This window comes from Luteimonas sp. RC10, assembly GCF_014192745.1.
Lineage (GTDB): Bacteria > Pseudomonadota > Gammaproteobacteria > Xanthomonadales > Xanthomonadaceae > Luteimonas.
Map to the genome: position 1 here is coordinate 14,789 of NZ_JACHYJ010000011.1, position 25,188 is coordinate 39,976.

The 25,188-nt window shown below is 70.6% G+C and carries 25 protein-coding genes, 1 other RNA gene and 1 riboswitch; of the genes, 3 read left to right on the plus strand and 23 right to left on the minus strand.

Translation table 11 applies throughout. The annotated features are described in order from the left end of the window. Window positions 1–130: 130 nt before the first annotated feature. From ftsA to rsmI, 15 genes are all read right to left on the minus strand, one after another. Window positions 131–1,366, minus strand: coding sequence for a cell division protein FtsA (ftsA, locus tag FHW73_RS16675; protein WP_183427894.1), 1,236 nt, complete (start codon window positions 1,364–1,366; stop codon window positions 131–133). Further along, the gene (locus FHW73_RS16680; protein ID WP_183427895.1) at window positions 1,363–2,199 is read right to left on the minus strand and encodes a cell division protein FtsQ/DivIB; all 837 of its coding nucleotides are present in this window, start codon (window positions 2,197–2,199) and stop codon (window positions 1,363–1,365) included. Before FHW73_RS16680 ends, ftsA begins: the two co-directional genes overlap by 4 nt. After that, a complete protein-coding gene (locus FHW73_RS16685; RefSeq protein ID WP_183427896.1) occupies window positions 2,196–3,170 on the minus strand; it encodes a D-alanine--D-alanine ligase in 975 nt (324 codons plus the stop codon). The genes FHW73_RS16680 and FHW73_RS16685 overlap by 4 nt, the downstream gene beginning before the upstream one ends. Then, window positions 3,167–4,615, minus strand: coding sequence for a UDP-N-acetylmuramate--L-alanine ligase (murC, locus tag FHW73_RS16690; protein WP_183427897.1), 1,449 nt, complete (start codon window positions 4,613–4,615; stop codon window positions 3,167–3,169). The genes FHW73_RS16685 and murC overlap by 4 nt, the downstream gene beginning before the upstream one ends. Continuing rightward, the gene (ftsW, locus tag FHW73_RS16695; RefSeq protein WP_183427898.1) at window positions 4,612–5,958 is read right to left on the minus strand and encodes a putative lipid II flippase FtsW; all 1,347 of its coding nucleotides are present in this window, start codon (window positions 5,956–5,958) and stop codon (window positions 4,612–4,614) included. The genes murC and ftsW overlap by 4 nt, the downstream gene beginning before the upstream one ends. Continuing rightward, window positions 5,958–7,043, minus strand: coding sequence for a phospho-N-acetylmuramoyl-pentapeptide-transferase (mraY, locus tag FHW73_RS16700; protein WP_183427899.1), 1,086 nt, complete (start codon window positions 7,041–7,043; stop codon window positions 5,958–5,960). The genes ftsW and mraY overlap by 1 nt, the downstream gene beginning before the upstream one ends. Continuing rightward, window positions 7,033–8,460, minus strand: a complete 1,428-nt coding sequence (murF, locus tag FHW73_RS16705) for a UDP-N-acetylmuramoyl-tripeptide--D-alanyl-D-alanine ligase (RefSeq protein WP_183427900.1) — start codon at window positions 8,458–8,460, stop codon at window positions 7,033–7,035. Before murF ends, mraY begins: the two co-directional genes overlap by 11 nt. Beyond that, a complete protein-coding gene (locus tag FHW73_RS16710) occupies window positions 8,457–9,947 on the minus strand; it encodes a UDP-N-acetylmuramoyl-L-alanyl-D-glutamate--2,6-diaminopimelate ligase (protein ID WP_183427901.1) in 1,491 nt (496 codons plus the stop codon). The genes murF and FHW73_RS16710 overlap by 4 nt, the downstream gene beginning before the upstream one ends. Beyond that, window positions 9,944–11,773 carry a penicillin-binding protein 2 gene (locus FHW73_RS16715; RefSeq protein WP_183427902.1) on the minus strand — a complete coding sequence of 610 codons (1,830 nt, stop codon included), beginning with the start codon at window positions 11,771–11,773 and terminating at the stop codon, window positions 9,944–9,946. Before FHW73_RS16715 ends, FHW73_RS16710 begins: the two co-directional genes overlap by 4 nt. Then, window positions 11,770–12,033, minus strand: coding sequence for a cell division protein FtsL (ftsL, locus tag FHW73_RS16720; protein ID WP_183427949.1), 264 nt, complete (start codon window positions 12,031–12,033; stop codon window positions 11,770–11,772). The genes FHW73_RS16715 and ftsL overlap by 4 nt, the downstream gene beginning before the upstream one ends. A 2-nt stretch (window positions 12,034–12,035) precedes the next feature. After that, complete coding sequence (rsmH, locus tag FHW73_RS16725; RefSeq protein ID WP_183427903.1) at window positions 12,036–13,013, minus strand: 16S rRNA (cytosine(1402)-N(4))-methyltransferase RsmH; 978 nt, start codon at window positions 13,011–13,013, stop codon at window positions 12,036–12,038. Continuing rightward, entirely contained in the window at window positions 13,010–13,459 is a 450-nt protein-coding gene (locus tag FHW73_RS16730; RefSeq protein WP_183427904.1) for a division/cell wall cluster transcriptional repressor MraZ, read from the minus strand. The genes rsmH and FHW73_RS16730 overlap by 4 nt, the downstream gene beginning before the upstream one ends. A gap of 851 nt (window positions 13,460–14,310) precedes the next feature. Next, window positions 14,311–14,689, minus strand: an RNA gene (gene rnpB / locus FHW73_RS16735) — RNase P RNA component class A. A 115-nt stretch (window positions 14,690–14,804) separates the two neighbouring features. Then, window positions 14,805–15,674, minus strand: a complete 870-nt coding sequence (locus FHW73_RS16740; RefSeq protein ID WP_183427905.1) for an alpha/beta hydrolase — start codon at window positions 15,672–15,674, stop codon at window positions 14,805–14,807. A 38-nt stretch (window positions 15,675–15,712) separates the two neighbouring features. Beyond that, window positions 15,713–16,570 carry a 16S rRNA (cytidine(1402)-2'-O)-methyltransferase gene (gene rsmI / locus FHW73_RS16745; RefSeq protein ID WP_183427906.1) on the minus strand — a complete coding sequence of 286 codons (858 nt, stop codon included), beginning with the start codon at window positions 16,568–16,570 and terminating at the stop codon, window positions 15,713–15,715. Window positions 16,571–16,625: 55 nt separating this feature from the next. Between rsmI and FHW73_RS16750 the strand changes: the two genes are divergently transcribed. The 3 genes from FHW73_RS16750 to FHW73_RS16760 all read left to right on the plus strand — a co-directional run bounded on the left by FHW73_RS16750 (window position 16,626) and on the right by FHW73_RS16760 (window position 18,941). After that, the gene (locus tag FHW73_RS16750) at window positions 16,626–17,855 is read left to right on the plus strand and encodes a penicillin-binding protein activator (RefSeq protein WP_183427907.1); all 1,230 of its coding nucleotides are present in this window, start codon (window positions 16,626–16,628) and stop codon (window positions 17,853–17,855) included. Next, window positions 17,852–18,232, plus strand: a complete 381-nt coding sequence (locus FHW73_RS16755; RefSeq protein ID WP_221187618.1) for a YraN family protein — start codon at window positions 17,852–17,854, stop codon at window positions 18,230–18,232. Before FHW73_RS16750 ends, FHW73_RS16755 begins: the two co-directional genes overlap by 4 nt. A gap of 151 nt (window positions 18,233–18,383) precedes the next feature. Continuing rightward, the gene (locus FHW73_RS16760; RefSeq protein WP_183427909.1) at window positions 18,384–18,941 is read left to right on the plus strand and encodes a TlpA disulfide reductase family protein; all 558 of its coding nucleotides are present in this window, start codon (window positions 18,384–18,386) and stop codon (window positions 18,939–18,941) included. Window position 18,942: 1 nt separating this feature from the next. Here FHW73_RS16760 and thiL read toward each other — a convergent pair whose 3' ends face one another. From thiL to FHW73_RS16800, 8 genes are all read right to left on the minus strand, one after another. After that, window positions 18,943–19,899 carry a thiamine-phosphate kinase gene (gene thiL / locus FHW73_RS16765; protein WP_183427910.1) on the minus strand — a complete coding sequence of 319 codons (957 nt, stop codon included), beginning with the start codon at window positions 19,897–19,899 and terminating at the stop codon, window positions 18,943–18,945. A gap of 22 nt (window positions 19,900–19,921) precedes the next feature. Continuing rightward, window positions 19,922–20,386 (minus strand): transcription antitermination factor NusB, encoded by a 465-nt coding sequence (gene nusB, locus FHW73_RS16770; RefSeq protein WP_183427911.1) that lies wholly within the window; start codon window positions 20,384–20,386, stop codon window positions 19,922–19,924. Beyond that, entirely contained in the window at window positions 20,383–20,850 is a 468-nt protein-coding gene (gene ribH / locus FHW73_RS16775; RefSeq protein WP_183427912.1) for a 6,7-dimethyl-8-ribityllumazine synthase, read from the minus strand. The genes nusB and ribH overlap by 4 nt, the downstream gene beginning before the upstream one ends. 40 nt (window positions 20,851–20,890) lie before the next feature. Beyond that, entirely contained in the window at window positions 20,891–21,991 is a 1,101-nt protein-coding gene (gene ribB / locus FHW73_RS16780) for a 3,4-dihydroxy-2-butanone-4-phosphate synthase (protein ID WP_183427913.1), read from the minus strand. Next, complete coding sequence (locus FHW73_RS16785; protein ID WP_183427914.1) at window positions 21,988–22,605, minus strand: riboflavin synthase; 618 nt, start codon at window positions 22,603–22,605, stop codon at window positions 21,988–21,990. Before FHW73_RS16785 ends, ribB begins: the two co-directional genes overlap by 4 nt. Before the next feature lie 94 nt (window positions 22,606–22,699). Next, a riboswitch (FMN riboswitch) is annotated at window positions 22,700–22,867 on the minus strand. 179 nt (window positions 22,868–23,046) lie between these two features. Further along, complete coding sequence (gene ribD, locus FHW73_RS16790; RefSeq protein WP_183427915.1) at window positions 23,047–24,144, minus strand: bifunctional diaminohydroxyphosphoribosylaminopyrimidine deaminase/5-amino-6-(5-phosphoribosylamino)uracil reductase RibD; 1,098 nt, start codon at window positions 24,142–24,144, stop codon at window positions 23,047–23,049. A gap of 118 nt (window positions 24,145–24,262) precedes the next feature. After that, window positions 24,263–24,787: a transcriptional regulator NrdR gene (gene nrdR / locus FHW73_RS16795; RefSeq protein ID WP_183427916.1), complete on the minus strand. Its 525-nt coding sequence runs from the start codon at window positions 24,785–24,787 to the stop codon at window positions 24,263–24,265. Between the two features lie 4 nt (window positions 24,788–24,791). Further along, entirely contained in the window at window positions 24,792–25,187 is a 396-nt protein-coding gene (locus tag FHW73_RS16800) for a hypothetical protein (RefSeq protein WP_183427917.1), read from the minus strand. Window position 25,188 lies beyond the last annotated feature (1 nt).

The window sequence follows — 25,188 nt, forward strand, 5'->3', positions numbered from 1 at the left end:
CCGGTATTTATGTTGTTGTCGAATGTGCTGGTTACCGCTTACCGCTGTCTTCGTCGCCGCCCTGCCCTCTGCCCTTCTTTGTCGCTTTTTGAAACGCCCATTGCGCAAGACGCAGCGCGTGACGGGTTCGTCAGAACTCGCCGTTGAACCACGTCTTGAGTTTCTTCAGCAGCCCGCCCGCGCGCCCGGCGGAGATCACCGGGCGTCGGGGGTGCTCGATCTGGCTGCCCATCAGCAGCAGTCCCACGCCGCTGGCGTGCACCGGATTGCCGACGACCTCACCCAGGCCGGTGACGTGCTGGGGAATCCCCACGCGCACCGGCATCTGCAGCATTTCCTCGGCCAGTTCGACGACGCCTTCCATCTTCGCCGCGCCACCGGTGAGCACCATGCCGGCGCGCACATGCTGCTCGAAGCCCGAGCGGCGCAGTTCGGCCTGCACCATCTCGAAGATCTCCTCGTAGCGCGCCTGCACCGCTTGCGCCAGCGACTGGCGCGGCAGCCGCCGCGGCGGCCGGTCGCCGACGCTGGGTACCTGGATCGATTCTTCGCTGGTCGCCAGCTGCGCCAGCGCGCAGGCGTAACGGACCTTGATCTGCTCGGCTTCCGGGGTCGGCGTGCGCAGCATGTGCGCGATGTCCTCGGTGACCTTGTCGCCGGCGATCGGCAGCGATGCGGTGTGGCAGATCGCGCCCTGCACGAACACCGCCAGGTCGGTGGTGCCCGCACCCATGTCCACCAGCACCACGCCCAGCTCGCGCTCATCGGAGGTCAGCACTGCGGTGCTGGACGCCAGCGACGACAGGATCAGGTCGTCGATCTGCAGGCCGCAGCGCTGCACGCACTTGCTGATGTTGGCCGCGGCCGACTGCGCGCACACTACCAGGTGCGCATGCACCTCCAGGCGCACGCCGGTCATGCCGACCGGATTGCGGATGCCTTCCTGCGAGTCGTCGAGCACGTACTCGCGCGGGATCGCATGCAGAATCTTCTGGTCGGCCGGAATCGCGACGGCCTTGGCCGCGTCGAGCACGCGATCGAGATCCGACCAGGTCACTTCGTTGTCGCGGATCGGCACGATGCCCGGCGAGTTGCGGCACTGCACGTGGTTGCCGGAGATCGAGGCGTAGACCGAGCGGATCTCGCAGCCGGCCATCAGCTCGGCTTCTTCGACCGCGCGCTGGATCGACTGCACCGTCGACTCGATGTCCACGACCACGCCGCGCTTGAGCCCGCGCGACTCGTGGCTACCGATCCCGATCACCTCGATCGGGTTGCCGGGCGAATACTCGCCGACCAGCGCCACCACTTTCGAGGTGCCGATGTCCAGTCCGACGATGAGGGTCTTGTCGCCTTTGCGGTTCATGAGAGGCCGTGAGTCGTGAGTCGTGAGTCGTGATGCGCGGGCATGCCTGCCGCGCGTAGCGCCAATGCCGGAGATCCGCCGGAGGCGGCTGCCGGCGCGTTGCCCGCGGCCCCGGAGTCGGCGCTCGGCGTCCCCCAGACCAGGGCGAAGCCGTTGGTGTAGCGCAGGTCGGCGCGTGCCAGCGGCTCGGCGCGGTTGGCGACCAAGCGCGGCAGCATCCGGGCGAAGCGCGCCAGACGCGGCACCGCGTCCTGGCTGCCGACCAGCACCTCGGTGCCGCTGGACAGGTGGATCAGCCAACTGCCGCGCGCGTCGAGCACGACGCCTTCGATCTGCTGGCCCGAAGGCCGGAACAGCTCGCGTGCCTCGTTGTAGAGCGCGACGACCTCGTTGGCGCGCGCGTCGGGACCATCGAAGCGCGGCATCGCGCCCGGCACCTCGACGCCTTCGGCCGAGAACAGCCGGCCGCGGGTCGACAGCAGCCGATCCTCGCCCCAGCGTGCGAACGGGACATGCTCGCCGATACGTACTTCCAGCACATCGGGCCAGTGCTTGCGCACCTCGACCCCGGCGACCCAGGGCAGGCGCGCGACATCGCGCCGTGCCTGCGCCAGATCCACCGCGAAGAAGCCGCGCTGTGCGTGCGGCAGCACCGTCTCGCGCACGCGGGCGACATCGACCTGCTCGAGGCCGTCGTTGATCCGCAGCACGCGCAGCGGCCAGCGCTCGGCGCCGATCCAGCCCTGCATCACGGCGACGACGGGCAACGCCACCAGCGCCAGCGCCAGCAGCCAGGCCAGGATCCGCGTCGTGGTGGCGAGCGCCTGGTTCATCGCGCGGCCGCCTCCGGCAACAGCGTCGATTCGAGCACGCACCAGCACAGCGCGGCATAGTCCAGGCCCAGCTGCGCGGCGGCCTTGGGCACCAGCGAATGGCTGGTCATGCCCGGTGCGGTGTTCACTTCCAGCAGATGCAGCGCGCCGGTGGCGCGATCGCGCATCACGTCGACGCGGCCCCAGCCGCTGCAGCCGGCGGCGACGAACGCCTCCACCGCCAGCGCGCCGAGCCGCACCTCGTCGTCGCCGTCCTGGCCCGGGCACAGATAGCGGGTGTCGTCGGAGACGTACTTGGCCTCGTAGTCGTACCACGCACCCTTGGGCACGATGCGGATCGACGGCAGCGCGCGCGGGCCCTCGCCGGCATCGAGAATGCCGACCGTGAGCTCGTCGCCCTCGATCATCTGCTCCATCAGCAGCTCGCCGGGGTAGCGCGCAGCCAGGGCGACCGCGGCATCGAGGTCGGCATCGGCGAAGACCCGGCTGACGCCGACGCTCGAGCCTTCCTTCGACGGCTTGACGATGACCGGCAGACCGAGCTCGCGCGCCGCGGCGTGCACGTCCTCACCGGCTGCGATGCGGCGATAGCGCGGCGTCGGCAGGCCCAGGCTCAGCCACACCTGCTTGGTGCGGATCTTGTCCATGGTCAGCGCCGAGCCGAGCACGCGCGAGCCGGTGTAAGGCACGCCGAAGGCGTCGAGCAGGCCCTGCACCACGCCGTTCTCGCCATCGCCGCCATGCAGGATGTTGAAGACGCGGTCGAAGCGGCCGGCAACGATCGCCTCGGCAAGCGCGGGCACGCCATCGACCGCGTGCGCGTCGACACCGCGCGAGCGCAGCGCGTCGAGCACGCCCTGTCCGGACTGTAGCGAGACCTCGCGCTCCGAACCAGGACCGCCGAGCAGCACGGCGACCCGGCCGAACGCGGCCGGATCGGTGATGCGCGGCGCGGGCACGATCGCGCTCATGCGGTCACCTCCGCAAAGCCGCCCTGGGCCAGCCGCTGCACGGTCGCGCCGATGTCGCCGGCGCCCATCATCAGCAACAGGTCGCCGTCGCGCAGCACGTCGGGCAGCACGTCGATCAGGTCGTCCGCGGCGTTGACGACCACCGGCTCGATGCGGCCGCGTGCACGGATCGCACGCGCCAGTGTCTTGGCGTCGGCGCCGGCGATCGGCGCCTCGCCGGCCGGATAGACCTCGGTCAGCACCAGCGCGTCGACATCCGACAACACGCCGGCGAAATCGTCGAACAGCGCGCGGGTGCGGCTGTAGCGGTGCGGCTGGAATGCGACCACCAGCCGGCGATCGCCCCAGCCACCGCGTGCGGCGGCAAACACCGCGGCCAGTTCGCGCGGATGGTGGCCATAGTCGTCGACCAGTTGCACCCGGGCGCCGGTCGGCGTGACCACTTCGCCGAGCAGATTGAAGCGGCGGCCGATGCCCTCGAAGCGACCCAGTGCGGCGACGATCGCCTCGGGCGCGACGCCGAGCTGCCAGCCCACCGCAGCGGCGGCCAGTGCGTTGAGCACGTTGTGGCGGCCGGGCAAGGCCAGCCGGGCTTCGACGCGCACGTTCTCAGGCAGGCACAGCGTGAACTGCATCGCCGCGCCGTCCTGGCGGATGTTCTCGGCGCGCACGTCCGCCTCGTCCGACAGGCCGTAGGTCATCATGTGCCGCGGCACGCTCTGCGCGAGCCGGGCGACTTCGGGATCGTCGATGCACAGCACCGACAGTCCGTAGAACGGCAGCCGGTGCAGAAACTCGGTGAAGGCCTCCTGGACGCGGGCGAAATCGCCGCCGTAGTTCTCCAGGTGGTCGGCATCGATATTGGTGACGATCGCGACCAGCGGGTTGAGCCGCAGGAAGCTGCCGTCGCTCTCGTCGGCCTCGGCAACCAGCCAGTCGCCGCTGCCCAGCCGGGCATTGGCGCCGGCGGCGAGCAACTGCCCGCCGACGACGAAGGTCGGGTCCAGGCCGCCCTCGGCGAGCACGCTGGCGGTCAGCGAAGTCGTGGTGGTCTTGCCATGGGTGCCGGCGACCGCGATGCCGCGGCGGAAGCGCATCAACTCGGCGAGCATTTCGGCGCGCGGCACGATCGGGATGCGCTGGGCGCGCGCCTCCATCAGCTCCGGGTTGTCGGCGCGGATCGCGCTGGACACGACGATACAGTCGGTGCCCAGCACGTTGGCTGCCGCGTGGCCGCGGTGCACGGTCGCGCCCAGACGGGCGAGCCGGCGGGTCGCCGCGCTGTCAGCGGTGTCCGAACCCGAGACCTTGTAGCCGAGCGTGACCAGCACCTCGGCGATGCCGCTCATGCCGGTGCCGCCGATGCCGACGAAATGCACGCGCGAGAAGACCTTCGCGAAGTCTTCCTTCGACAGGCCGCGGGTCTGGTGCAGGCGACGGATCATGCGTGGCTCCTGCCGCCGAAGCTCGGCTCGACGCGCTGCTGCAGGCGGCTGGTGCCACGCTTGGCGGTCGCCGGCGGCACGGGCAGCGGCGGTTGATGGGTGGGGGGCATCGGGCCGGCCGGCGCCGGCGCCGGCGCGGCGGCATCGCCGCGCAGCCGGGCGACCTGGCGCTGGGCGCGGTCGAGTTCGTAGGACACGCGCAGCAGCAGGCCGAACGCGACGCAGGTCATCATCACGCTCGAGCCGCCCGAGGACACCAGCGGCAGCGTCAGGCCCTTGGTCGGCAGCAGGCCGAGGTTCACGCCGATCGAAACCAGGCTCTGCAGGCCGATCATCAACGCGACACCGAACGCGCAGTAGCCGGCGAAGTGACGGCGCATCTCCACGCACTTCAGCCCCACCCACAGCGCGCGGCCGACCAGTGCGACGAACAGGCCGACGACCAGGCACACGCCCAAAAAGCCCAGCTCCTCGGCCAACACCGAGAAGATGAAGTCGGTATGCGCCTCGGGCAGATAGGAGAGCTTCTGCACCGATGCGCCCAGGCCGACGCCGGAGAACTCGCCGCGACCGACCGCCATCAGCGCATTGCTGAGCTGGTAGCCCGCACCCAGCTGGTCTTCCCAGGGGTTCATGAACGAGGTGATGCGGCGCAGCCGGTAAGGCTCCATGACCGCGACCGCGACCACCGCCGGCAGCAGCAGCAGCACCGGCAGCATCATGCGCTTGAGGTGGCCGCCGCCGAGCACGAGCATGCCGGCGGTCACGCCCAGCAGCAGCATCGACGAGCCGAAGTCGGGCTGCAGCAGCAGCAGGCCGACCAGCACCACGGCCACGCCGATCGGCTTGAGCATCGCGCCCCAGGTGGCATTGACCTCGTCGCGGAACCGCACCAGGTAGCTGGCCAGCCAGACGATGTAGATGACCTTGACCGCCTCGACCACCTGGAAGTTGGAAATGCCCAGGTTGATCCAGCGGTGCGCGCCGTTGACCGAACGCCCCAGCCCCGGCACGAACACCAGCAGCAGCAGGCCCGCGCACATCAGCAGCACGAAGCGATCGTACTTCTCGATGGTCTTGAGCTCGGTACGCATCACCGCGAACGCCAGGCCCAGGCCTAAGCCAATGAACATGAAGTGGCGGCTGAGGAAGTAGTAACGCCCCACCCCCATGTCCTCGCCGACGGCGATCGAGCTCGACGCGACCATGATCACGCCCAGGGTCGCGATCGCGACCATGATCCCGACCAGCCACGGGTCGAACCGACCGTGGATCTCGTCGAGCCGGGTCGCTTGGCGGGCGCCGACGCTGTCGTGGAGTGCGGTGTCGTGGACGCGGGCCATCAGCGCACCTTCAACGTGGCGAGACCGACGAGGACCAGGATCACCGAGATGATCCAGAAGCGGACGATCACCCGCGGCTCGGGCCAGCCCTTGAGCTCGAAGTGATGGTGGATCGGCGCCATGCGGAACACGCGCTTGCCGGTCAGCTTGAAGCTGGCCACCTGGATCATCACCGACAGCGTCTCGATGACGAAGATGCCGCCCATGATCACCAGCACCAGTTCCTGGCGCACGATCACGGCCATCGTGCCGAGCACCGCGCCGAGCGCGAGCGCGCCGATGTCGCCCATGAACACCATCGCCGGATAGGTGTTGAACCACAGAAAGCCCAGGCCCGCGCCGGCGATCGCCGCGCAGATGATCACCAGTTCGCCGGCGCCGGGCACCTGCGGGATCTGCAGATAGTTGGAGAACACCGCGTTGCCCGAGGCGTAGGCGAACACGCCCAGGCCGCAGGCGACCAGCACCGTGGGCATGATCGCCAGCCCATCGAGGCCGTCGGTCAGATTGACTGCGTTGGAGAAGCCGACGATCCAGAAGTAGGCGATCGCCACGAAGCTGATACCGGCCAGCGGCAGCGCGATCGACTTGAACAGCGGCAGATAGAACGTGGTCGCCGCCGGCACGTCCGCGTACAGATACAGATACAGGCCGGCGGCGAGACCGAACACCGACTGCAGCAGGTACTTCCAACGGGACTTCAGCCCATTGGGATCGCGGTGCACGATCTTGATCCAGTCGTCGTACCAGCCGATCGCGCCGAACGCGACCATCACCGCCATCACCAGCCAGACGTACTTGTTGCGCAGGTCGCCCCACAGCAGCACCGCCGCCAGCACGGTGATCAGGATCATCGCACCGCCCATCGTCGGCGTGCCGGCCTTGGAGAAGTGCGTCTGCGGACCGTCCTGGCGGATCGGCTGGCCGCCCTTGTACTGCGCCAGCTTGCGGATCACCGCCGGGCCCAGCCACAACGACAGCGACAGCGAGGTCAGCGCCGCCAGGATGCCGCGGAAGGTGAGGTATTCGAACAGACCGAAGAAGTCCTCGAACCCCTGCAGCCAGCGGGCGAGTTCAAGCAGCATCGTGGGTTCCTTGCGCGTCGAGCAGCGCGGCGACCGTCCGGTCCATCGCGCTGCCTCGCGATCCCTTGACCAGGATCGTGATGGCCGGTCGGTCGTCCGTGGAAGACCGCGTGTCGTGTGTCGCGCTGGCCGCGCCCAGGTCGCGGACCAGCGCCTGGGCCAGGACAGCGTGGGTGTCGAAGCGCTGCGCGCCGTCGCCGAAGGCGTCGGCCGCGTGCGCGGCCAACGGGCCGAGTGCGTAGAGCGCAGCGATGCCGGCGGCCTTGGCGCGCAGCCCGGCCTGGGCATGCATCGCGGCGCCGTCGGCGCCGAGTTCGCGCATGTCGCCCAGCACCAGCCAGCGCGTGCCCGGCGTGCTCGCCAGGGTGTCGATCGCGGCGTGCAGCGAGCCGGGATTGGCGTTGTAGCTGTCGTCGATCAGGGCCGCACCGCTGGACAGACGATGGCGCGCCAACCGGCCGGACACCGCCTGCGCCGCTTCCAGCCCCTCGACGATCGTCGCCAGCGGCACGCCGGCAGCCAGCGCGATCGCGGCCGCGGCGAGCGCATTGCGCACATTGTGGCGGCCGACCAGCGGCAGCGCGACCGGTGCCTCGCCGGCGGGCGTGATCAGTTGGAAGCGGGTGCCGGCCTCGCCGGGACGAATGGCGCGGGCGACCACGTCGGCGGTGGCCTCGATGCCGAAGCGCAGCAGGCGACGCCCGTGGGCACGCTCGGCGAAGTACGGCGCAAACGCGTCGTCGGCATTGATCACCGCAGTGCCGTCGGCGGGCAGCGCGTCGTAGACCGCGGCTTTGGTGTCGGCGATGCCCAGCAGGCTGCCCATGCGCTCCAGGTGCGCGGGCGCGACGTTGTTGACCAGGGCAATGCGCGGGCGCGCGATCGCGGTCAGGTAAGCGATGTCGCCCGGCTGCCCGGCGCCCATTTCGTAGACGGCGAACACGGCATCCTCGGGCGCATCGAGGATCGACAGCGGCAGGCCGATCTCGTTGTTGAGGTTGCCGGGGTTGAAGCAGGTCGCGGCATGCCGGCGCAGGATCTCGACCGTCAGCTGCTTGACGCTGGTCTTGCCGTTGCTGCCGGTGATCGCGACGACCTGCGCGACCCGCACACGCTGGACCGCCGTGGCCAGCGCGCCGAGCGCGACCTGCGGGTCGGCAACGACGATCTGCGGCAGCGCCAGGTCGAGCGGACGGGCGACGAGCGCGGCGCGCACGCCCAGCTCGGCAGCGCGCGCGACGTGCGCGTGGCCATCGAAGTTCTCGCCGCGCAGCGCGACGAACAAGCGTGCGCGCGCGTCCGCGGCGTCGAGCCGGCGGGTGTCGGTGACGACCGCCTCGATCTGCACGTCGTCGTCGGCGCCCTGCAGACGGCCGTTGACCAGCGCGGCGATCCGGGCGAGCGACAGCGGCGTCATCGTGCGCTCTCCGTCCCGCGCGCGGCCAGCGCTGCCTGCGCGACCTGCCGGTCGTCGAAGGGATGCTGCACGCCGTCGATCTCCTGATAGGGCTCGTGGCCCTTGCCGGCGATCAGCACGATGTCGCCGGGCTCGGCCTCGGCGATCGCCTGCGCGATCGCGCGGCCGCGGTCGCGCTGCACGCGGACCGTGTCGGCGCGTTCGAAACCGGCGAGGATGTCGGCGACGATGGCATCGCCATTCTCGCGGCGCGGATTGTCGTCGGTGACGATCACCCGGTCGGCATGGGCCTCGGCGATCGCCGCCATCTGCGCGCGCTTGCCGGTGTCGCGTTCGCCGCCGCAGCCGAACACGCAGGTCAGTCGGCCGCGCAGATGACCGCGCAGCGACTGCAGCGCCTGCTGCAGTGGATCGGGCTTGTGCGAATAGTCGACGACCACCAGCGGCTGCGTGTCGCCACCGCCGAAGCGGTTCATGCGGCCGGCGATGGGCTGCAACACGCCGAGCGCGCGCACGATCTGCGCCGGCGCCTGGCCGAGCGCGGCGAGCACGCCGGCGACGGCCAGCAGGTTGTCGACGTTGAAGCGGCCCAGCAGCGACGAGCGCACCACCAGCCGTTCGCCACCGATGCGCAGCGAGAACGCGATGCCATCAGCATCGAGCGCGACATCGGCCGCGGCGATGTCGGCATCGGCCGCGCCGGCGGCGCTGACGCGGATCGCGCGCACGGCAGTATCGAGCCGAGCCGGCAGCGTGGCACCGAACGGATCGTCGACATTGATCACCGCGGCCTTGAGGCCGGGGCGCACGAACAGCTTGGCCTTGGCCTCGCCGTAGCCGGCCATGTCGCCGTGGTAGTCGAGGTGGTCGCGGGTGAGGTTGGTGAACACCGCGACATCGAAATGCACCGCATCGACGCGGCCCTGGTCGAGCGCGTGCGAGCTGACTTCCATTGCCACTGCCTGCGCACCGTCATCGCGCAACTGCGCCAGCAACGCATGGGTCTGCAGCACCAGCGGCGTGGTGAAGCCGGTCGGGGCGACCGCGCCGTGCAAGCCGGCGCCGAGCGTGCCGATGGTGCCGGCGCGTGTGCCCGATGCCTCCAGCGCCTGCGCCAGCAGCTGCACCGTGGAGGTCTTGCCGCTGGTGCCGGTGACGCCGACCATCGTCATCGCCCGCGAGGGCTGACCGTGGAAAGTGTCGGCCATCGTGCCCATGCGGTCGCGCAGGCCGGCCACGGCGATCGCATCGGCCGGCAGCGTCTCGATCTCGGCCGGGACCGGCGGCTCGAACAGCACCGCGCTGGCGCCTGCGGCCTTGGCCTGGGCGGCGAAATGCAGACCGTGCGTGCCGAAGCCGCCGATCGCGACGAAGGCATCGCCCGGCCGCAGCGCACGGCTGTCCTGCACCAGGCCGGTGATGACGGTATCGGCCGGCACGGTGGCGACGTCGGGCAGCAGGTCGGACAACGGCATCGCGCGGCTCATCGCGGCGTCCCCGTCGGCGTCTGCGCGGCGGCCGGCGGCGTGCGCCCGTGCTCGCGCGCCAGCTTGGCCTCGTTGGCGGCCTGCGCGGCCAGCCAGGTCTCGATGTCGTCGGGCGGCACGTCCATCAGCCGCAATGCGCCGTCCATGACCCGCTTGAACACCGGCGCGGACACGTAGCCGCCGCCGTAGGTCGAGCCGCCCTTGGAGGTATCGGGATCGTCGATGACCACGACCATCGCAAAGCGCGGGTCGGCCACCGGCACCAGGCCGGCGAAGAACGCGAGATAGCGGCGGGCGTAACCGCCGCCGCTGGCCTTGCGCGCGGTGCCCGACTTGCCGGCGACGTGATAGCCCAGGATCGCCGCACGCGTACCGGTGCCGCCGGGCTCGGTGACCGTCTGCATCATCCGCACCACTTCGTCAGCGACCTTCGCCGACAGCACCTGGCGCGGCTCGCCGGCGCCGCCCTTGACGAAGGTCGGCGGCAGCGCGCGGCCGTGGTTGCCCAGCGTGGCGTAGGCATGCGCGATCTGCATCGGCGTCACCGACAGGCCATAGCCGTAGGACATGCCCTGCTTGCTGGTGCCGCTCCAGCGCGAAGGGTCCGGGAACAGGCCGGCGGCCTCGCCGGGGAAGCCGCTGCCGGTGCTGCGGCCGTAGCCGAAGCTGCGCACGAAATCGTAGAAGTACTGGCTGTCGAGCTTGTGCACGACCATCGCCGAGCCCACGTTTGAGCTCTTGGTGATGATGCCGGTGGTGTCGAGCACGCCGTAGTTGCGGAAGTCGCTGGTCTTGAAGCGCCCGTTGGGAATCCAGCCCGGGCTGGTGTTGAAGGTGCTGGTCGGGGTGATGACGCCCTTTTCCAGGGCCGCGGCGATCGTGATCGGCTTCATCGTCGAGCCGGGCTCGAGCAGGTCGGTCACCGCGCGGTTGCGGTGGGCGTCGCGGTTTTCGCCGGTCACGCGGTTGTTGTTGTAGGTCGGCAGGTTGGCCATCGCCAGCACCTCGCCGGTCGCCACTTCGAGGATCACGATCGAACCGGCGCTGGCGCCGGTTTCCTCGATCGCGCGCCGCAGCTCGCGATGGGCCAGGAACTGGATGCGCCGGTCGATGCTCAGCACCAGGTCCTTGCCCGGCTCGGCGGCGCGGACCAGGTTCACGTGCTCGACGATGCGGCCGTGCCGGTCACGGATCACGTTCTGCGCGCCGGGCGTGCCGGTCAGCCAATCGTCGAACGCCAGTTCGATGCCTTCCTGGCCGCGGTCGTCGATGTTGGTGAAGCCGAGCACGTGCGAGACCGCCTCGCCCTGCGGGTAGAAGCGGCGGTACTCGCGCTGAGAGAACACGCCCGGAATGCCGAGGTCGAGCACGCGCTTGGCGGTCGACGGACTGATCCGGCGATGGCGCGGCACATACATGAACTCCTTGTCGGCCCGCTGCGAGACCGCACGCGACAGTTCCTCGAGCGGCAGGCCGGTGGCCTCGGCCAGCTCGGGCAGGCGGTCGGGATGCTTGCTCAGTTCCTGCGGATTGATCCACAGCGACTCGACCGGCGAGGAGATCGCCAGCGGTTCGCCGTTGCGGTCGGTGATCATGCCGCGCGAGGCCGGGATCGGGATTTCGCGGCGGAAGCGCGCGTCGGCCTTCTGCTGATAGAAGGCGTTGTCGATCAGTTGCAGGTCGACCGCGCGGCCGACCAGCGCGACGGCGCCCAGGCCCAGCGCACCGCCGACCAGCATCAGCCGCAGGCGCAGGTCGAACTGCGCGCGCTTGCGCGGCTTCTTGGCGTGGCCGTCGCCGGCCTTGATGAACTTGCCGAGCTTCATGGCCGCACCACCACGATTTCGGCGGTCTCGGGGAAGCGCATGCCCAAGCGCTCGCGCGCGACCTGGTCGACGCGGTTGCTCATTGCCCAGGTGGCCTGCTCGAGCTGCAGGCGGCCGAAATCGACGTTGAGCTCGTCGCGCGCGCGCTCCAGGCGAGTCAGCTGGATATACAGCTGGCGGTAGTCGTGGCGCGCGTGCACCACGCCGATCGCGGTGATCACGTTGGCGGCCAGCAGCAGGGCGACGACGAGGTGACGCAGCTTCATGCGGCCTCCCCGTGCACGGCCGGCAGCTTCTCGGCCACGCGCAGCACGGCGCTGCGTGCGCGCGGGTTGTCGTGCAACTCGGCGGCGTCGGCCTTGGTGGCATCGGCGACGATGCGCAGCGCCGGCACGAAGGCCTGCGCTTCGGGCAGGCGGCGATTGCCGGCCGGTGCCTTGGCGTGACGCGCGATGAAGCGCTTGACGATGCGGTCTTCGAGCGAATGGAAGCTGATCACCGCCAGCCGTCCGCCCGGCGCCAGCGCGTCGAGCGCGGCATCCAGGCCCGTTTCGAGATCGGCCAGTTCGCGGTTGACGTGAATCCGGATCGCCTGGAACGAGCGCGTCGCCGGATGGGTCTCGCGCTGGCCGCGCTGGGGCTTGGCGCGTGGCACGTTCGCGGCGATGACCGCCGCCAGGTCCGCGGTGCGCTCGAACGGCGCCTGCGCGCGCCGGGCGACGAGCGCGCGCGCGATGCGCCGGCTCATGCGCTCCTCGCCATAGGTCCACAGCACGTCGGCGATCTCCGCCTCGGCGGCATGCGCCAGCCACTGCGCGGCGCTTTCGCCCGTGTCGGGATCCATGCGCATGTCCAGCGGGCCGTCCTTGCCGAAGCTGAAGCCGCGATCGGCGACATCGAGCTGCGGTGACGACACGCCCAGGTCGAACAGCACGCCATCGAGCGGCGCCTGCGCCACGGCCTCCCAATCCGACAGCGCCGCAAAGCTGCCGCGGCGGATGGCCACGCGCGCGTCGGCGCCGAAGCGCGCCTGGGCCACTGCGATCGCGTCGGGATCCTTGTCCATCAGCAGCAGTCGACCTCCGGGGCCAAGGCGTTCGAGGACGCCGCCGGCGTGACCGCCGCGTCCGAACGTGCCGTCCAGGTACCGCCCGTCTTCACGTACACGCAGGCCCTCGAGGACTTGCGCATACAACACCGGGAGGTGGCCGGACGTGGCATCCGCACCACCGCCCGTCACAACTGCAGTCCGACCAGGTCGTCACCGTCCATGTCCGCGTCGCTGAGCGTCTGCCGGATCTGGGCCTGGTGCGCCTGCTCGCTCCAGAGTTCGAATTTGTCCCCCATGCCCACCAGCACCGCCTTGCGCTCGATGCCGACGGTCGTGCGTTGGCTGGCGGGGATGCTGATGCGGCCGTTGCCGTCGGGCTCGACGACCATCGCCGCGCCGACCAGCTTGAGCTGGAGGGTACGGTTGGTGGAGCGGGTGCGCGGCAACGCGTTGATCTTGTCGCGGACGCCTTCCCACACCTTGTACGGGTAGAGATAGAGGCTGCCGGCGTCGAAGGGGTTGTAGGTCAGTACCAGGCGGTTGTCGCACTCACGCGCGACGACGTCCCGATAGGCGGTGGGAATCGCCAGTCGGCCCTTGTCGTCGATGGTGATGGCGGTTTCGCCCTGGAACACGTCCGTCCTACCTCGTGGCGCCCGTCTTAGGCGGGCTTGTGCGCCGGAAAACCACGAAATCCCAGGTTTCCCCACGTGTCGCCACCTTAGGAGTGCGTCTACGGGTTGTCAACAGCTTTGTACGGCGCTTTTCACCTGTCCGGTCAATGACTTGCGGCACTCTTCAGAGACTTGTTCAAGCTTTATCCACAACCATCTGTTTCGTCTCAAATTTTGAGAATGCGTCACTTTTGGACCTGAACGGCACCGTCACGCGGCCTTTACGGAATCGTCATGTTGCAATGCAGCAGATGCAGGGTGAACTGAGCGGTGCGACGGGTTGACGCGCGGGAATGCCACCTGCGCATCCGACGAAGGCCCGCCCCCACCCGCGCGCGAGGCGCGCGACCTCCCCCGCCATGCGGAGGAGGTGATCGGAACTCGCGGCGCGGCGGAGGCGACTGGAGCGCTCGGCGCGCCGGCGAAACGACCGGGAACAAGCAGTGCCGCTCTGCTCCCTCCCCCGCCTGCGGGGGAGGGCTGGGGTGGGGGCGGCCGCCTCGACGCGCTCAGCCCTTACCCGTCGTCTACGGCGCAGACCTCCCCGCAGCGCGGGGGAGGTGACTGGAGCGCTCGGCGCGCCGGCGAAACGACCGGGAACAAGCAGTGCCGCTCCGCTCCCTCCCCCGCCTGCGGGGGAGGGCTGGGGTGGGGGCGGACGCTCGCAGGATCGGGGCCTTCCTCTCTCACTGCGTTCCATCACACCGCAACCTTGACGCGCGCGTTGCATCTCGACCAACGCAGCCCGTCCAGCCCAGAGCACGCGCCGACCTCCCCTGCGCTGCAGGGGAGATCAGCCGCGTCTCAAAAGGGGGCGGAGCCGGCCTGTAAGCCGGGTTCTGTCGTGGACAGTCATTCCTCTAGGCGCATCGTCACCGATACGCTCGAGCAACCTACCCGGACCCGACGCGGGCCGCGTCATGAGGTCCCTATTTGGTCTTGCTCCCGGTGGGGTTTGCCGTGCCGGCCTGTTACCAGGCTCGCGGTGCGCTCTTACCGCACCATTTCACCCTTGCCCGCACCTGGCCGTCCGGAGACGACCGGGCCGCTGGCGGTATCTTTCTGTTGCACTTTCCGTCGACTCGCGCCGCCCAGGCGTTACCTGGCACCGTGCCCTGTGGAGCCCGGACTTTCCTCGGCGCCGATCTCCACCGAAGTGAAGGCCGACGACGCGACTGTCCGGCCGACTCCGCCGGCGCGCATTGTCGCACGCCGCTCCGGGCGTGGCAGCCTTGACCAGTGCGATCGCCATCAACGCCGCGCGTCCATGCAGCTTGTCGCCTGCACAGCACCCGGCGATGCCAGCTCAGTCGCGCTCGACCCGGTCCAGCATTGCCAGCATGGCGGCGCGGAACTGCGGCGAGAACGACGCGTCGTTGTGGCCGCGCTCGGGCACGATTTCCAGGCGCTTGTCCTGGGCCGGCAGCGGCACCGCGTCGAACAGCGCCTGCGAAAACCGCGGTGCGGTGACGACATCGCGTTCGCCGACAACGAACAGCACCGGCTCGTCCAGCCGCTTGGCGACCTCGAGGTTGCCGGCCTGCTGCAACGCCGGTGCGATGTCGAAGCGGCGTACCGTCAGCCGCGTCCAGAACCCAGAACGCGCGCGCATCGCCGCGGCCCAGTCCTCGGCCGTGGTCATCGAGCTTTCGAGCACCAGCCCATCGAGCGTGCGCGCATCGGCGACATGGCCGGCGAGGAAGCTCCCCAACGATTGCCCGTGCACGATCAGCGGCCGGCCCGACGCCGCGGTGTCGCTGCGCAGCGCGTCGTAGACCTGCAGGGCATCGGCCTGCAGCGCGGCGATCGTCGGCGTGCCGGTGCTGCCGCCGTAGCCGCGGTGGTCGACCAGCACCAGGTCCACCGGCAAGGCGTCGTAGACCCGCAGCGCGTACTTGGCATACAGACCGATGCGATAGCCGTTGCCGCCGAAGTACAGCACCGTCGCCCGGGCATCGGGCCGCTGCAACCGCAGTTGATACAGCGAAGCGCCGTCGGGCGTTGCGATCCGCGTCTCGGTCGCGGTGTATGCAGGGTACTCGGCACGCAGCGCGGCGAGGTCGGTGGGCGGTGCCGGCATCGGCCGGACAAGATGCGATTCCTGCACGCGCAAGGCACAACCGGCCAGCACGAGACAGCACACGACGGTCGCCAGACGGCGTAGGGGTCGAGACATGCGAACAGCATCCTTGCAATGGATGCCGTTCGACCCGCTCAGGCGTCGAGAGTTCCCTGCCCGTACAACGCCTTGCGCGGCGCGCCGCTGAGCTCGGCAGCGACCTTGGCGGCGGTCGACGGCGGCAGGTGACGCGCGAGCGCGGCGTAGAGCCGCCGGCCCTCCGCCAGCGCCGCGTCCTCGGACGCAGGGGCGCCTTCGACGAGCACGACGAATTCGCCCTTGCGCTGGTCGGCATCGGCGACGACGCGCGCGTGCAAGGTCGCCAGGTCGCCGTCGAGCACGGTCTCGAACAACTTGGTCAGCTCGCGCGCAACGACCGCGCGGCGCGCGGGACCGAATGCCGCGACGGCATCGGCGAGCATCGCGTCGATCCGGTGCGAGGATTCGTAGAACAGCAAGGTGCGCGGTTCGGCGGCGAGCGCCTGCAGCCGCTCGCGGCGCGCGCCGGCCTTCGCCGGCAGGAAGCCCTCGAACACGAAGCGGTCGCTGGGCAGGCCGGCCACGCTCAGCGCGGCGATCAGCGCGCTGGCCCCCGGCACCGGCGACACCCGCAAGCCGGCCGCACGCGCGGCCGCGACCAGCCGAAAGCCCGGATCGCTGACCAGCGGGGTGCCGGCATCGCTGACCAGCGCCAGCGTCTCGCCACCGCGCAGGCGTTCCACCAGACGCGCCGCCAGCCCGTCCTCGTTGTGCTCGTGCAGCGCGACCAGCGGCCGCTCGATGCCGAAATGACCGAGCAGCTGGCGGGTGTGCCGGGTGTCCTCGGCGCAGATCGCATCGACATCGCGCAGCACCTGCTGCGCGCGGGGCGACAGGTCGCCGAGATTGCCGATCGGCGTGGCGACGACGTGCAGGACGCCCGGCGCGGGCGTGGGGCGGGCGGATGCAGTCATCGTCTCCACAGCGGAACGCTAGAATGCGGCCATTATCCCGCAGCGGAACCGCGACATGACAGCAACCCAGGCCCAGACCGCGCACGCGACCCCGCGCGTCCTCCGTCCCGGCAGCGCCACCCGCCCGATGGTGGCCGTGGCTCTGGTGGCGCTGATCGCCGGGTGCGCGACCGTGCGCACCACCGGCACCGCCGGGCCCGGCGGGGGCGACGTCGCCCCCGCCGAGCCGGGACGCTGGCAGTTCGACGACGCCCGCCCGCCCGCCGAGTCCGATGGCTACCGCCCGCCGCGCAAGCTCGCGGTGCTGCTGCCGATGAGCGGCGCGCTGGCAACCGCGGCCGGCCCGGTCCGCGACGGCCTGCTGGCCGGCTACTACGGCGAGCGTCGCACGCGGCCGGAACTGGCCTTCTACGACACCGCCGGCACCCCGGCCGGCGCCGCTGGTGCCTATGCCCGCGCGGTCGCCGAGGGCGCCGACCAGATCGTCGGGCCGCTGGGCCGCGACGAGGTCGACGCGGTCATGCAGTCGGCGCCGGCGGTGCCGCTGCTCGCGCTCAACCGCGGCGCGACCACACCGCCCGAGAACTCGGCGGCGTTCTCGCTGGCACCGGAGGACGAAGGCGATGCGGCCGCGCAGTACCTGCTGAACCGCAACGCGCGCAATGTGCTGGTGCTCAGCAATGGCGACGACAATGCGCGGCGCAGCGTCGACGCGCTGCGCGCACGCCTGACCCAGGCCGGCGGCAACATCGTCGGCACGATCGCGGTCGTCGGCGACACGCCGGTCGACCAGACCGCTGCCTTCCGCAACGCGGTGACCGCCGGTGCGGGCGTGGACGCGGTGTTCCTCGCGATCCGCGGCAACCAGGCGCGCGTGATCGCGCCGCAGCTGTCGGTTGCCGGGCTCGGCAGTCGGTTGCGCCTGGGCACCTCGCAGCTCACCGCAGGCACCGGCAAGCCGGAAGAAGACCAGATCCTGGACGGCATCGTGTTCCCGACCGAAAGCTGGTCGACCGGGGCCAGCGCGCGCTCGCTGCCGCCGCAGGCGACGATCGCCCGCGACCTGCCGACCGCGCGCGGCGGCGCGGCGCGGCTGTTCGCGTTCGGCTTCGATGCCTGGCTGCTGAGCGGCTACCTCGAACACCTGAGCCGCAATGCCGAGGCCGGGATCGGCGGCGCCACCGGCATGCTGCGCATCGGCCCCGGTGGCCAGGTCGTGCGCCAGCCGGCGTGGGCGACCTGGCGCGACGGTCGCGTGGTCGCGCAGGCGGACGCCGGCGGTTGAACGATCGCCGCAGCGACGGCCAGGCCGCCGAGCGGGCGGCACTGGCCCACCTGCAGGCGGCCGGACTGACCCTGCTGGCCGCCAACGTCGGCTATCGCGGCGGCGAACTGGACCTGGTCATGCGCGATACGCGCGGTGCGACTGCAACGGTCGTGTTCGTCGAGGTGCGACATCGTCGCAACCTGCGCTTCGGCGGCGGCGCGGCCTCGATCGATGCCGGCAAGCGCCGCCGGCTCGTGCTGGCGGCGCAGCTGTTCCTGTCGCGCCAGCCCCGGCTGCGTGACCTGCCCTGTCGCTTCGATGTCGTCGAAACCAGCGGCGATGTCGCCGCGCCGACGCTGCGTTGGATCGAGGACGCGTTCCGCGCGGACGATTGAGCGTCTGCTGGCGACGTGCACGCGGCGTTTGTCGACGCGCGCATCTGCCGCCGCATGACCATCGCCTGGACCCATGCCAGATCAGGGTCCGATGCGCATCCGGTGGTGCCGCATGCGAAGATCGGCACGGGGCACTACAGGGGATTCAGGGATGAGGCGATCGATCGCCAGCTGCGTGCTGGCCTGCCTGCTGTTCACCACTGCGATGGGCAGCGCGTCCGCCCAGGACGCGACGCCACCGGCGGTCGGCAGCCTGCCGCCACCGTTGCTCGGCAAGGACCGCGCGGGCCGCGACGTCGATCTCGCCGCGCTGCGCGGCAAGGTCGTGATCGTGACCTTCTGGGCCTCCTGGTGTCCGCCCTGCCGCAAGGAACTGCCGGTGCTGGGGCAGTTCCAGCGCGTGGTGGGCCGCGATGCGCTCGAGGTCATCGCGGTCAACTACAAGGAACCGCGCGCCGAGTTCAACAACGTGGTCCGCCAGAACCGCGACATCGACCTGACCTGGATTGCCGACCCGCGCGGCCGCATCAGTGATCTGTACGGCGTGCGGACGCTGCCGCACATGTTCATGCTCGATCGCGAAGGCCGCGTGGCCTTCACCCATCGCGGCTACAGCGAGCAATCCCTGCCCGGCATCATCGACGAAGTGCTGAGCCTGCTGCCCGAGGAGGTGCGCACGCGCCCGGTACCCGACACCGCAGCGCGCTGAGTCAGCCGGGGAAATGGTCCCAGCCGGCACGCGCCGGCGTCCAGGCGACCCCATCGCCGGTGTGCGCAACGACGCCGTCGCCGGCCACGATGTGCCCGATCCGGGTGACCGGCGTGCCGCTGGCGCATGCGACCGCGTCGATCGCCGCGCGCGCATGCGCGGGGGCGGTGAAACACAGCTCGTAATCGTCGCCGCCCGCGGCCTGCAGCGCACGCCGCTGTTCGGGATCGGCGATCGCGCGCCGCAGCGCCTCGGAGGCCGGCAGCGCATCGACATCGATCTGCGCGCCCACCCCACTTCCCCGGCAGACATGGCCGAGGTCGGCCAGCAGACCGTCGGACACATCGATCGCGGCATGCGCATGTGCCGCCAGCGCCCCGCCCAGCGCAAGCCGCGGGTCCGGGCGATCGAGCCGACGACGCAGTTCGACATTGCGCGCCCCGCCCTGCGTCCACTGCGCAAGTGCGGCTGCCGCATCGCCCAGGGTGCCGCTGACCCAGACGTCGTCGCCGACCCGGGCGCTGTCGCGCCGCAGCGCCTGGCCGGGCGCAACAAGGCCGTGCACCGTGACGCAGACCGACAGCGGGCCGCGCGTGGTGTCGCCGCCGACCAGCGCGACCGCATGCGGACGCGCCAGCGCGTCGAAGCCGTCGAGGAAGGCATCGATCCAGGCGGCATCGGGGGTCGGCAGCGACAGCGACAAGGTGCACCAGGCCGGGCGTGCGCCCATCGCGGCCAGGTCCGACAGATTGACCGCCAGCGCCTTCCAGCCGATGTCGGCGGCGCCGGTGTCGTCTGGAAAATGCACGCCACTATTGAGCGTGTCCATCGCGACCACGAGCTGCGCGCCCGGTTCGGGCGCCAGCAGCGCGGCATCGTCACCGATGCCCAGCACCACATCGCCCCGCTGCACCACGCGGGCGCGGATGCGGTCGATCAGCGCGAATTCGCCGGCCATCGGTGCGCGGGCGCGATGACGCTCAGCGGCCGCGCAAGGCCCCGACCTCGGGCGCGCGCCACTGCGCGGCGGCGCGGTCGAGTACGCCGTTGACGTAGGTGTGGCCGTGCTCGGAACCGAAGCGCTTGACCGTGCGCAGGGCCTCATCGATGACCACGCGATAGGGCACGTCGACGCGGTGCTGCAGCTCGTAGGCGGCAATGCGCAGCATCGCGCGCTCGATCGGGTCGACCTCGTCGATCTCGCGGTCGAGGAACGGCGCCAGCGCGGCGTCGAGCTCGCGGTAGCGGCTGCCCACGCCGTGCACCAGATCCTCGAAGTACGCCAGATCGGCGACTTCCTTGGCCTGTTCGTGCGCGAACTGCGCGACGATCTCGCGCGCCTGCGCGCCCGACATCTGCATCGCGTAGATGGCCTGCAGCGCGCGGCGGCGCGCGCGCGAGCGCAGCACCGGGTCGACGCCATGGGGTTTGCGGGTCTGGGTCATCCGATCTTGTCCAGCAGGTTGCTCATTTCGATGGCGACCAGCGCCGCCTCCTCGCCCTTGTTGCCGTGGCTGCCGCCGGCCCGCTTCTCGGCATCGGCGTAGTCCTCGACCGCGAGCACGCCGTTGGCGACCGGCACGCCGGCATCGAGCGCGACGCGCATCAGCGCATCGCTGCAGCCGTCGGCCACCTGCTCGTAGTGCCGGGTGTCGCCGCGCACCACGCAGCCCAGCGCCAGCAGCGCGGCGTGGCCGCCGGCCGTGGCGAGGCGCGCGCAGGCCAGCGGAATCTCCCAGGCGCCGGGCACGCGCACCACATCGACCGCAGCCTCGGCGACGCCGTGGTCGGCGAACGCCTTGCGCGCGCCGGCGACGAGCGCGTCGGTGATCTTGGGATTCCAGCGGCTGGCGACGATCGCGTAGCGCGCGCCGGCCGGGGCGCGCAGGTCGCCTTCGATGTGGCTCATGGGCATGGGGTCTCGCTCAGGCCGGCCAGTTTAGCGCGCGTCATGCCGGAACGGTCTCCACGACCTCCAGCCCGTAGCCGGCCAGGCCGATCTGCCGGCGCGGCGTGCCCAGCACGCGCAGCCGGCCCAGGCCCAGGTCGGCGAGGATCTGCGCGCCAGCGCCGTTGCGCCGCCACTGCCCCACATCCTTGTCCTTGCCCGGCGGACGCACGACCGGCTCCTGCCGCAGCCGTGCCAGCAGGCCGTCGGCATCGCGCGGCGCCGACAGCACGACCATCACACCCTGGCCCTCGGCCGCGATCGCGCGCAGCGCGTCGGTGGCGGCGACGCCGAAATCGTCGCGGCGCCAGTGCAGCAGATCGGCCAGCGGGTTCTCGACCTGGACACGGACCAGCGTCGGGGTCGCCGCATCGGGCGTACCGCGGACCAGCGCGAAATGCAGTTCGTGCGCGATCCGGTCGCGGTAGGTCACCAGCCGGAACGGGCCGAACTCGGTGTCGATGTCGCGCTCGTCGATGCGCTCGACGGTGCGTTCGGTGCTCAGGCGGTAGGCGATCAGGTCGGCGATCGAGCCCATCTTCAGCCCGTGCTCGCGTGCGAACGCCTCCAGCTCAGGGCGGCGGGCCATGCTGCCGTCCGGGTTGAGGATCTCCACCAGCACGCCCGCCGGCTCCAGTCCTGCCAGCATCGCCAGGTCCACGCCGGCCTCGGTGTGGCCGGCGCGCGTCAGCACGCCGCCGGGCTGGGCGATCAGCGGGAAGATGTGGCCGGGCTGGTGCAGGTCCTCGGGCCGCGCATTCGGGCGGACCGCGGTGCGAATGGTATGCGCGCGGTCGTGCGCCGAGATGCCGGTGGTCACGCCCTCGGCAGCCTCGATGCTGACCGTGAAGTTGGTCTGGAACTGCGCGGTGTTGGCCCGCACCATCGGCGCCAGCCCCAACTGGGCCGCGCGGTCCGCGGTCAGCGGCAGGCAGACCAGACCGCGGCCGTGGGTGACCATGAAGTTGATGTCGGCCGGCCGGACCAGTTCGGCGGCCATGATGAGGTCGCCCTCGTTCTCGCGGTCTTCGTCGTCGACAACGACGACCATCCGGCCGGCACGGATCTCTTCGAGCAGTTCGGGAATCGGCGCGAAGTTCATGCGCGCGCTCCTGGCGGCACCACGCCACTGGCGAGCAGGCGCTCGACATAGCGCGCCACCAGGTCCACTTCGAGATTGACCGCCTCACCCACCGCGGTGGCGCCGAACGCGGTGTGCGCCACGGTGTGCGGCACCAGGGCCACTTCGAAGCCGTCGGCATCGACCGCGTTGACCGTCAGACTGACGCCGTCGACGCAGATCGAGCCCTTGTGCGCGACGTAGCGCAGCAATGCCGCCGGCGCCTCAAAGCGCCAGCGCTGCGCGCGGGCGTCGTCGTGCACCGAGGCCACGCGGCCGATGCCATCGACATGCCCGCTGACCAGATGTCCGCCGAGCCGGTCGGTCGGGCGCATCGCGCGTTCGAGGTTCAGCGGGCGGCCCGCGGCCAGCGCACCGAGCGTGGTCAGTGCCAGCGTCTCGGTCGAGGCATCCGCCTCGAAGTGCGCGTCGTCGTGCGCGACGACCGTGAGGCAGACGCCGTTGACCGCGATGCTCTCGCCCAGCGTCACGTCCGCGAACGGCAGCGTGCCGACCGCGATGCGCAGCCGCGCGTCGCCGCCGCGGGCCTCGTTGGAAACCAGGCGTCCGACGCCTTCGATCAATCCGGTGAACATGTCGCTGCCTCCGTCCGTGCGGATCGCCCGCACGGTGTGCCGAATGGGAACGGTTCGGGACGCGACAGCGCGCGCGGCCACAGGCCACGCAGGACGTCGTCTTCTTGCATCCGGACTATGACCGTCGGCCCCGGACTTCGACCGGGTCTGCTGACCTGCCGGGCCGATGCGATGATCTCGCACGTCGCCGGCAGCGCTCGCGGGCTCGCGCGTCGCCGCGCCTACCGCCGGTGGGGACTTCCACCCCGCCCTGAAGACATTCGATTGGATGCCGGACGGGCCGGCGCGGGCATTCTAGCAGCGCCGTGCCCGTCACCCCGCCCCGCTTGGCGGGACGCTTCATTGCACCGAGTCTGGATTCACGCGTTTGTGTGAGCGCGCCGGCCGATGCCACACCCAGGCAGCCACCACACTCGGGGGCCGTGGATCGGGGCGGCGGGCTCAGCCGACGGTGGCCGGGCGCAGCCGCAGCCGGAGGTCGTCGCCAACGTGCGCGACCTCGACCGTCTCCAACTGCAGCCGTTGCGCCATCGCATCGATGCCCAGGCCGTCGAACAGCGGCCGGGCGCGCTCGCCGAGCAGCACCGGGGCGACATAGAGCAGCAGTTCGTCGACCAGGCCCGCCCGCAGCAACGCGCCCGAGAGCACTGCGCCGGCCTCGACCTGGACCTCGTTGATGCCGCGGGCGGCCAGCAGCGTCAGCGCCGCCGCCAGGTCCAGCCGGCCGTCGCGCTGCGGCACCGCGGCGTGTTCGCAGCCAAGATCCGCGGGCACCGCGGCATCGGCGGCGTGCAGATAGAGCGTGGGCGCGGCCGCGTCGCGGACCTGTCGGCGCGACAGCGAAGCGAGCCCGGCATCGAGCACGACGCGCAGCGGCGGCAAGAACGGCGCCGCATCCTCGAGCCGCACGGTGAGCGCCGGGTCGTCGGCGAGCACGGTCCCGCTGCCGGTCAGGATCGCGCCGCTGCGCGCACGCCAGCGCATGACGTCGGCGCGCGACTGCGGACCGCTGATCCACTTCGACGTGCCGTCGGCCATTGCCGTGCGCCCGTCGAGGCTGCAGGCGAGCTTGACCCGGACCCACGGGCGGCCGCGCTCGACACACGACAGAAAGCCCACGTTGAGCGCGCGCGCCTGCGCTTCCAGCAGGCCGGCCTGGACCGCGATCCCGGCCGCGCGCAGCCGGGCGAAGCCGGCGCCGTCGACCTGCGGGAACGGGTCGCGCATCGCCGCGACCACGCGCGCCACGCCGGCCTCGATCAAGGCATCGGCGCAGGGCCCGGTGCTGCCGACGTGCGCGCACGGTTCGAGGGTGACATAGGCGGTGGCCCCCCGTGCCCGCTCACCGGCGGCCTGCAGCGCGACCACCTCGGCGTGCGCCCCCCCCTTGCGCGCATGCCAGCCTTCGCCGACGACCGCACCGCCTTGCACCAACACGCAGCCGACCATCGGATTGGGCCGTGCCGTCCAGGCGCCACGCTCGGCCAGCGCCAGTGCGTGCGCCATGTGGCGGTGGTCGTCGGTATCGAAGTCGGTCATACGCAGCATTTCCAGATGATCAGGGGACTTGCGCCATGTGCTTGAGCGCACGCCTGCGCTACTCGCCATCGGCCGGCGCGCAATTCGGATCCCGCCAACCGCGCGCTCGCGCGGCCGGTCAGCGCTTGCGCGCGCCGCGACCGGGCGGGAGGGTCTCTCCGCCGAGCAGCGGCAGTTGCGCATCGGCCGGCAGGTCGCGTTCGAGCCGGTCGAGTTCCTCACGGAAATCGGCCACGTCCTCGAACGCCCGGTAGACCGAGGCGAAACGCACGAAGCCGACATGGTCGAGCTTGCGCAGTTCGGCGATGACGAATTCACCGACCCGTCGCGACGACACCTCGCGCTCGGCGGTCATGCGCAACTGGTGCACCACCGCCCGCACCGTGGCCTCGATCTGCTCCTCCGAAACGGGCCGCTTGTGCAGCGCGCGATCCATGCTCAGGCGCAACTTGCGCGCATCGAACGGCTCGCGCCGGCCGTCGCCCTTGATGATCGCCGGCAGCTTGAGCTCGATCGTCTCGAGCGTGCTGAACCGCTCGCCGCAGGCCTCGCACTCGCGACGCCGACGGATTGTCGCGCCGTCCTCGGACGCACGCGAATCGATCACCCGGGTGTCGATGTGCTGGCAGAAGGGGCAGTGCATGGCGCTAGACCAGCCCTGAGGCGCTGACAGCAGCCTTTTTATCGACCATCCAAGCCGCATCTCGCGCAGCCTGGAACTCTCCCTCATTGATCGCTCTAGTCAGCGCTTCGCAGTCATCTGTGGCTTCGGGCAAAAATGCCGACACGTAAAAGCTGAGCTTGGGCGCGCTTGCCTTCTCCAGCATCATGTTTGCCCGTTCGGTGTTGCCCGCCTCAAGCAAGCTCAGGTGGCGCGTCATCGCGTCGGTCAGCTCGACAATCCGCTCGAGCCGAGCAAGCTTGAATGCGCGCGATGTCTCGACCCGCTGATGCTTGTTGTTCAAGCGGGTCACCCACAACGACACCAGGCCGCCGAACAATGCGCCCCACGCGCCACCAACAATGGCTTGCGTGAGGCTCATG

Excerpts from the sequence above, each read along its gene's own strand:
- FHW73_RS16785 (WP_183427914.1), bottom strand. The coding sequence starts at position 22,605 with ATGTTCACCGGATTGATCGAAGGCGTCGGACGCCTGGTTTCCAACGAG.
- FHW73_RS16750 (WP_183427907.1), top strand. The coding sequence starts at position 16,626 with ATGACAGCAACCCAGGCCCAGACCGCGCACGCGACCCCGCGCGTCCTC.
- FHW73_RS16740 (WP_183427905.1), bottom strand. The coding sequence starts at position 15,674 with ATGTCTCGACCCCTACGCCGTCTGGCGACCGTCGTGTGCTGTCTCGTG.
- thiL (WP_183427910.1), bottom strand. The coding sequence starts at position 19,899 with ATGGCCGGCGAATTCGCGCTGATCGACCGCATCCGCGCCCGCGTGGTG.
- FHW73_RS16680 (WP_183427895.1), bottom strand. The coding sequence starts at position 2,199 with ATGAACCAGGCGCTCGCCACCACGACGCGGATCCTGGCCTGGCTGCTG.
- ribB (WP_183427913.1), bottom strand. The coding sequence starts at position 21,991 with ATGAACTTCGCGCCGATTCCCGAACTGCTCGAAGAGATCCGTGCCGGC.
- nrdR (WP_183427916.1), bottom strand. The coding sequence starts at position 24,787 with ATGCACTGCCCCTTCTGCCAGCACATCGACACCCGGGTGATCGATTCG.
- murC (WP_183427897.1), bottom strand. The coding sequence starts at position 4,615 with ATGATCCGTCGCCTGCACCAGACCCGCGGCCTGTCGAAGGAAGACTTC.
- FHW73_RS16710 (WP_183427901.1), bottom strand. The coding sequence starts at position 9,947 with ATGAGCCGCGCGATGCCGTTGTCCGACCTGCTGCCCGACGTCGCCACC.
- ribD (WP_183427915.1), bottom strand. The coding sequence starts at position 24,144 with ATGACCGACTTCGATACCGACGACCACCGCCACATGGCGCACGCACTG.
- murF (WP_183427900.1), bottom strand. The coding sequence starts at position 8,460 with ATGACGCCGCTGTCGCTCGCCCGGATCGCCGCGCTGGTCAACGGCCGT.
- FHW73_RS16685 (WP_183427896.1), bottom strand. The coding sequence starts at position 3,170 with ATGAGCGCGATCGTGCCCGCGCCGCGCATCACCGATCCGGCCGCGTTC.
- rsmI (WP_183427906.1), bottom strand. The coding sequence starts at position 16,570 with ATGACTGCATCCGCCCGCCCCACGCCCGCGCCGGGCGTCCTGCACGTC.
- FHW73_RS16715 (WP_183427902.1), bottom strand. The coding sequence starts at position 11,773 with ATGAAGCTCGGCAAGTTCATCAAGGCCGGCGACGGCCACGCCAAGAAG.
- nusB (WP_183427911.1), bottom strand. The coding sequence starts at position 20,386 with ATGACCCAGACCCGCAAACCCCATGGCGTCGACCCGGTGCTGCGCTCG.
- ftsW (WP_183427898.1), bottom strand. The coding sequence starts at position 5,958 with ATGGCCCGCGTCCACGACACCGCACTCCACGACAGCGTCGGCGCCCGC.
- ftsA (WP_183427894.1), bottom strand. The coding sequence starts at position 1,366 with ATGAACCGCAAAGGCGACAAGACCCTCATCGTCGGACTGGACATCGGC.
- mraY (WP_183427899.1), bottom strand. The coding sequence starts at position 7,043 with ATGCTGCTTGAACTCGCCCGCTGGCTGCAGGGGTTCGAGGACTTCTTC.
- FHW73_RS16800 (WP_183427917.1), bottom strand. The coding sequence starts at position 25,187 with ATGAGCCTCACGCAAGCCATTGTTGGTGGCGCGTGGGGCGCATTGTTC.
- FHW73_RS16760 (WP_183427909.1), top strand. The coding sequence starts at position 18,384 with ATGAGGCGATCGATCGCCAGCTGCGTGCTGGCCTGCCTGCTGTTCACC.
- ribH (WP_183427912.1), bottom strand. The coding sequence starts at position 20,850 with ATGAGCCACATCGAAGGCGACCTGCGCGCCCCGGCCGGCGCGCGCTAC.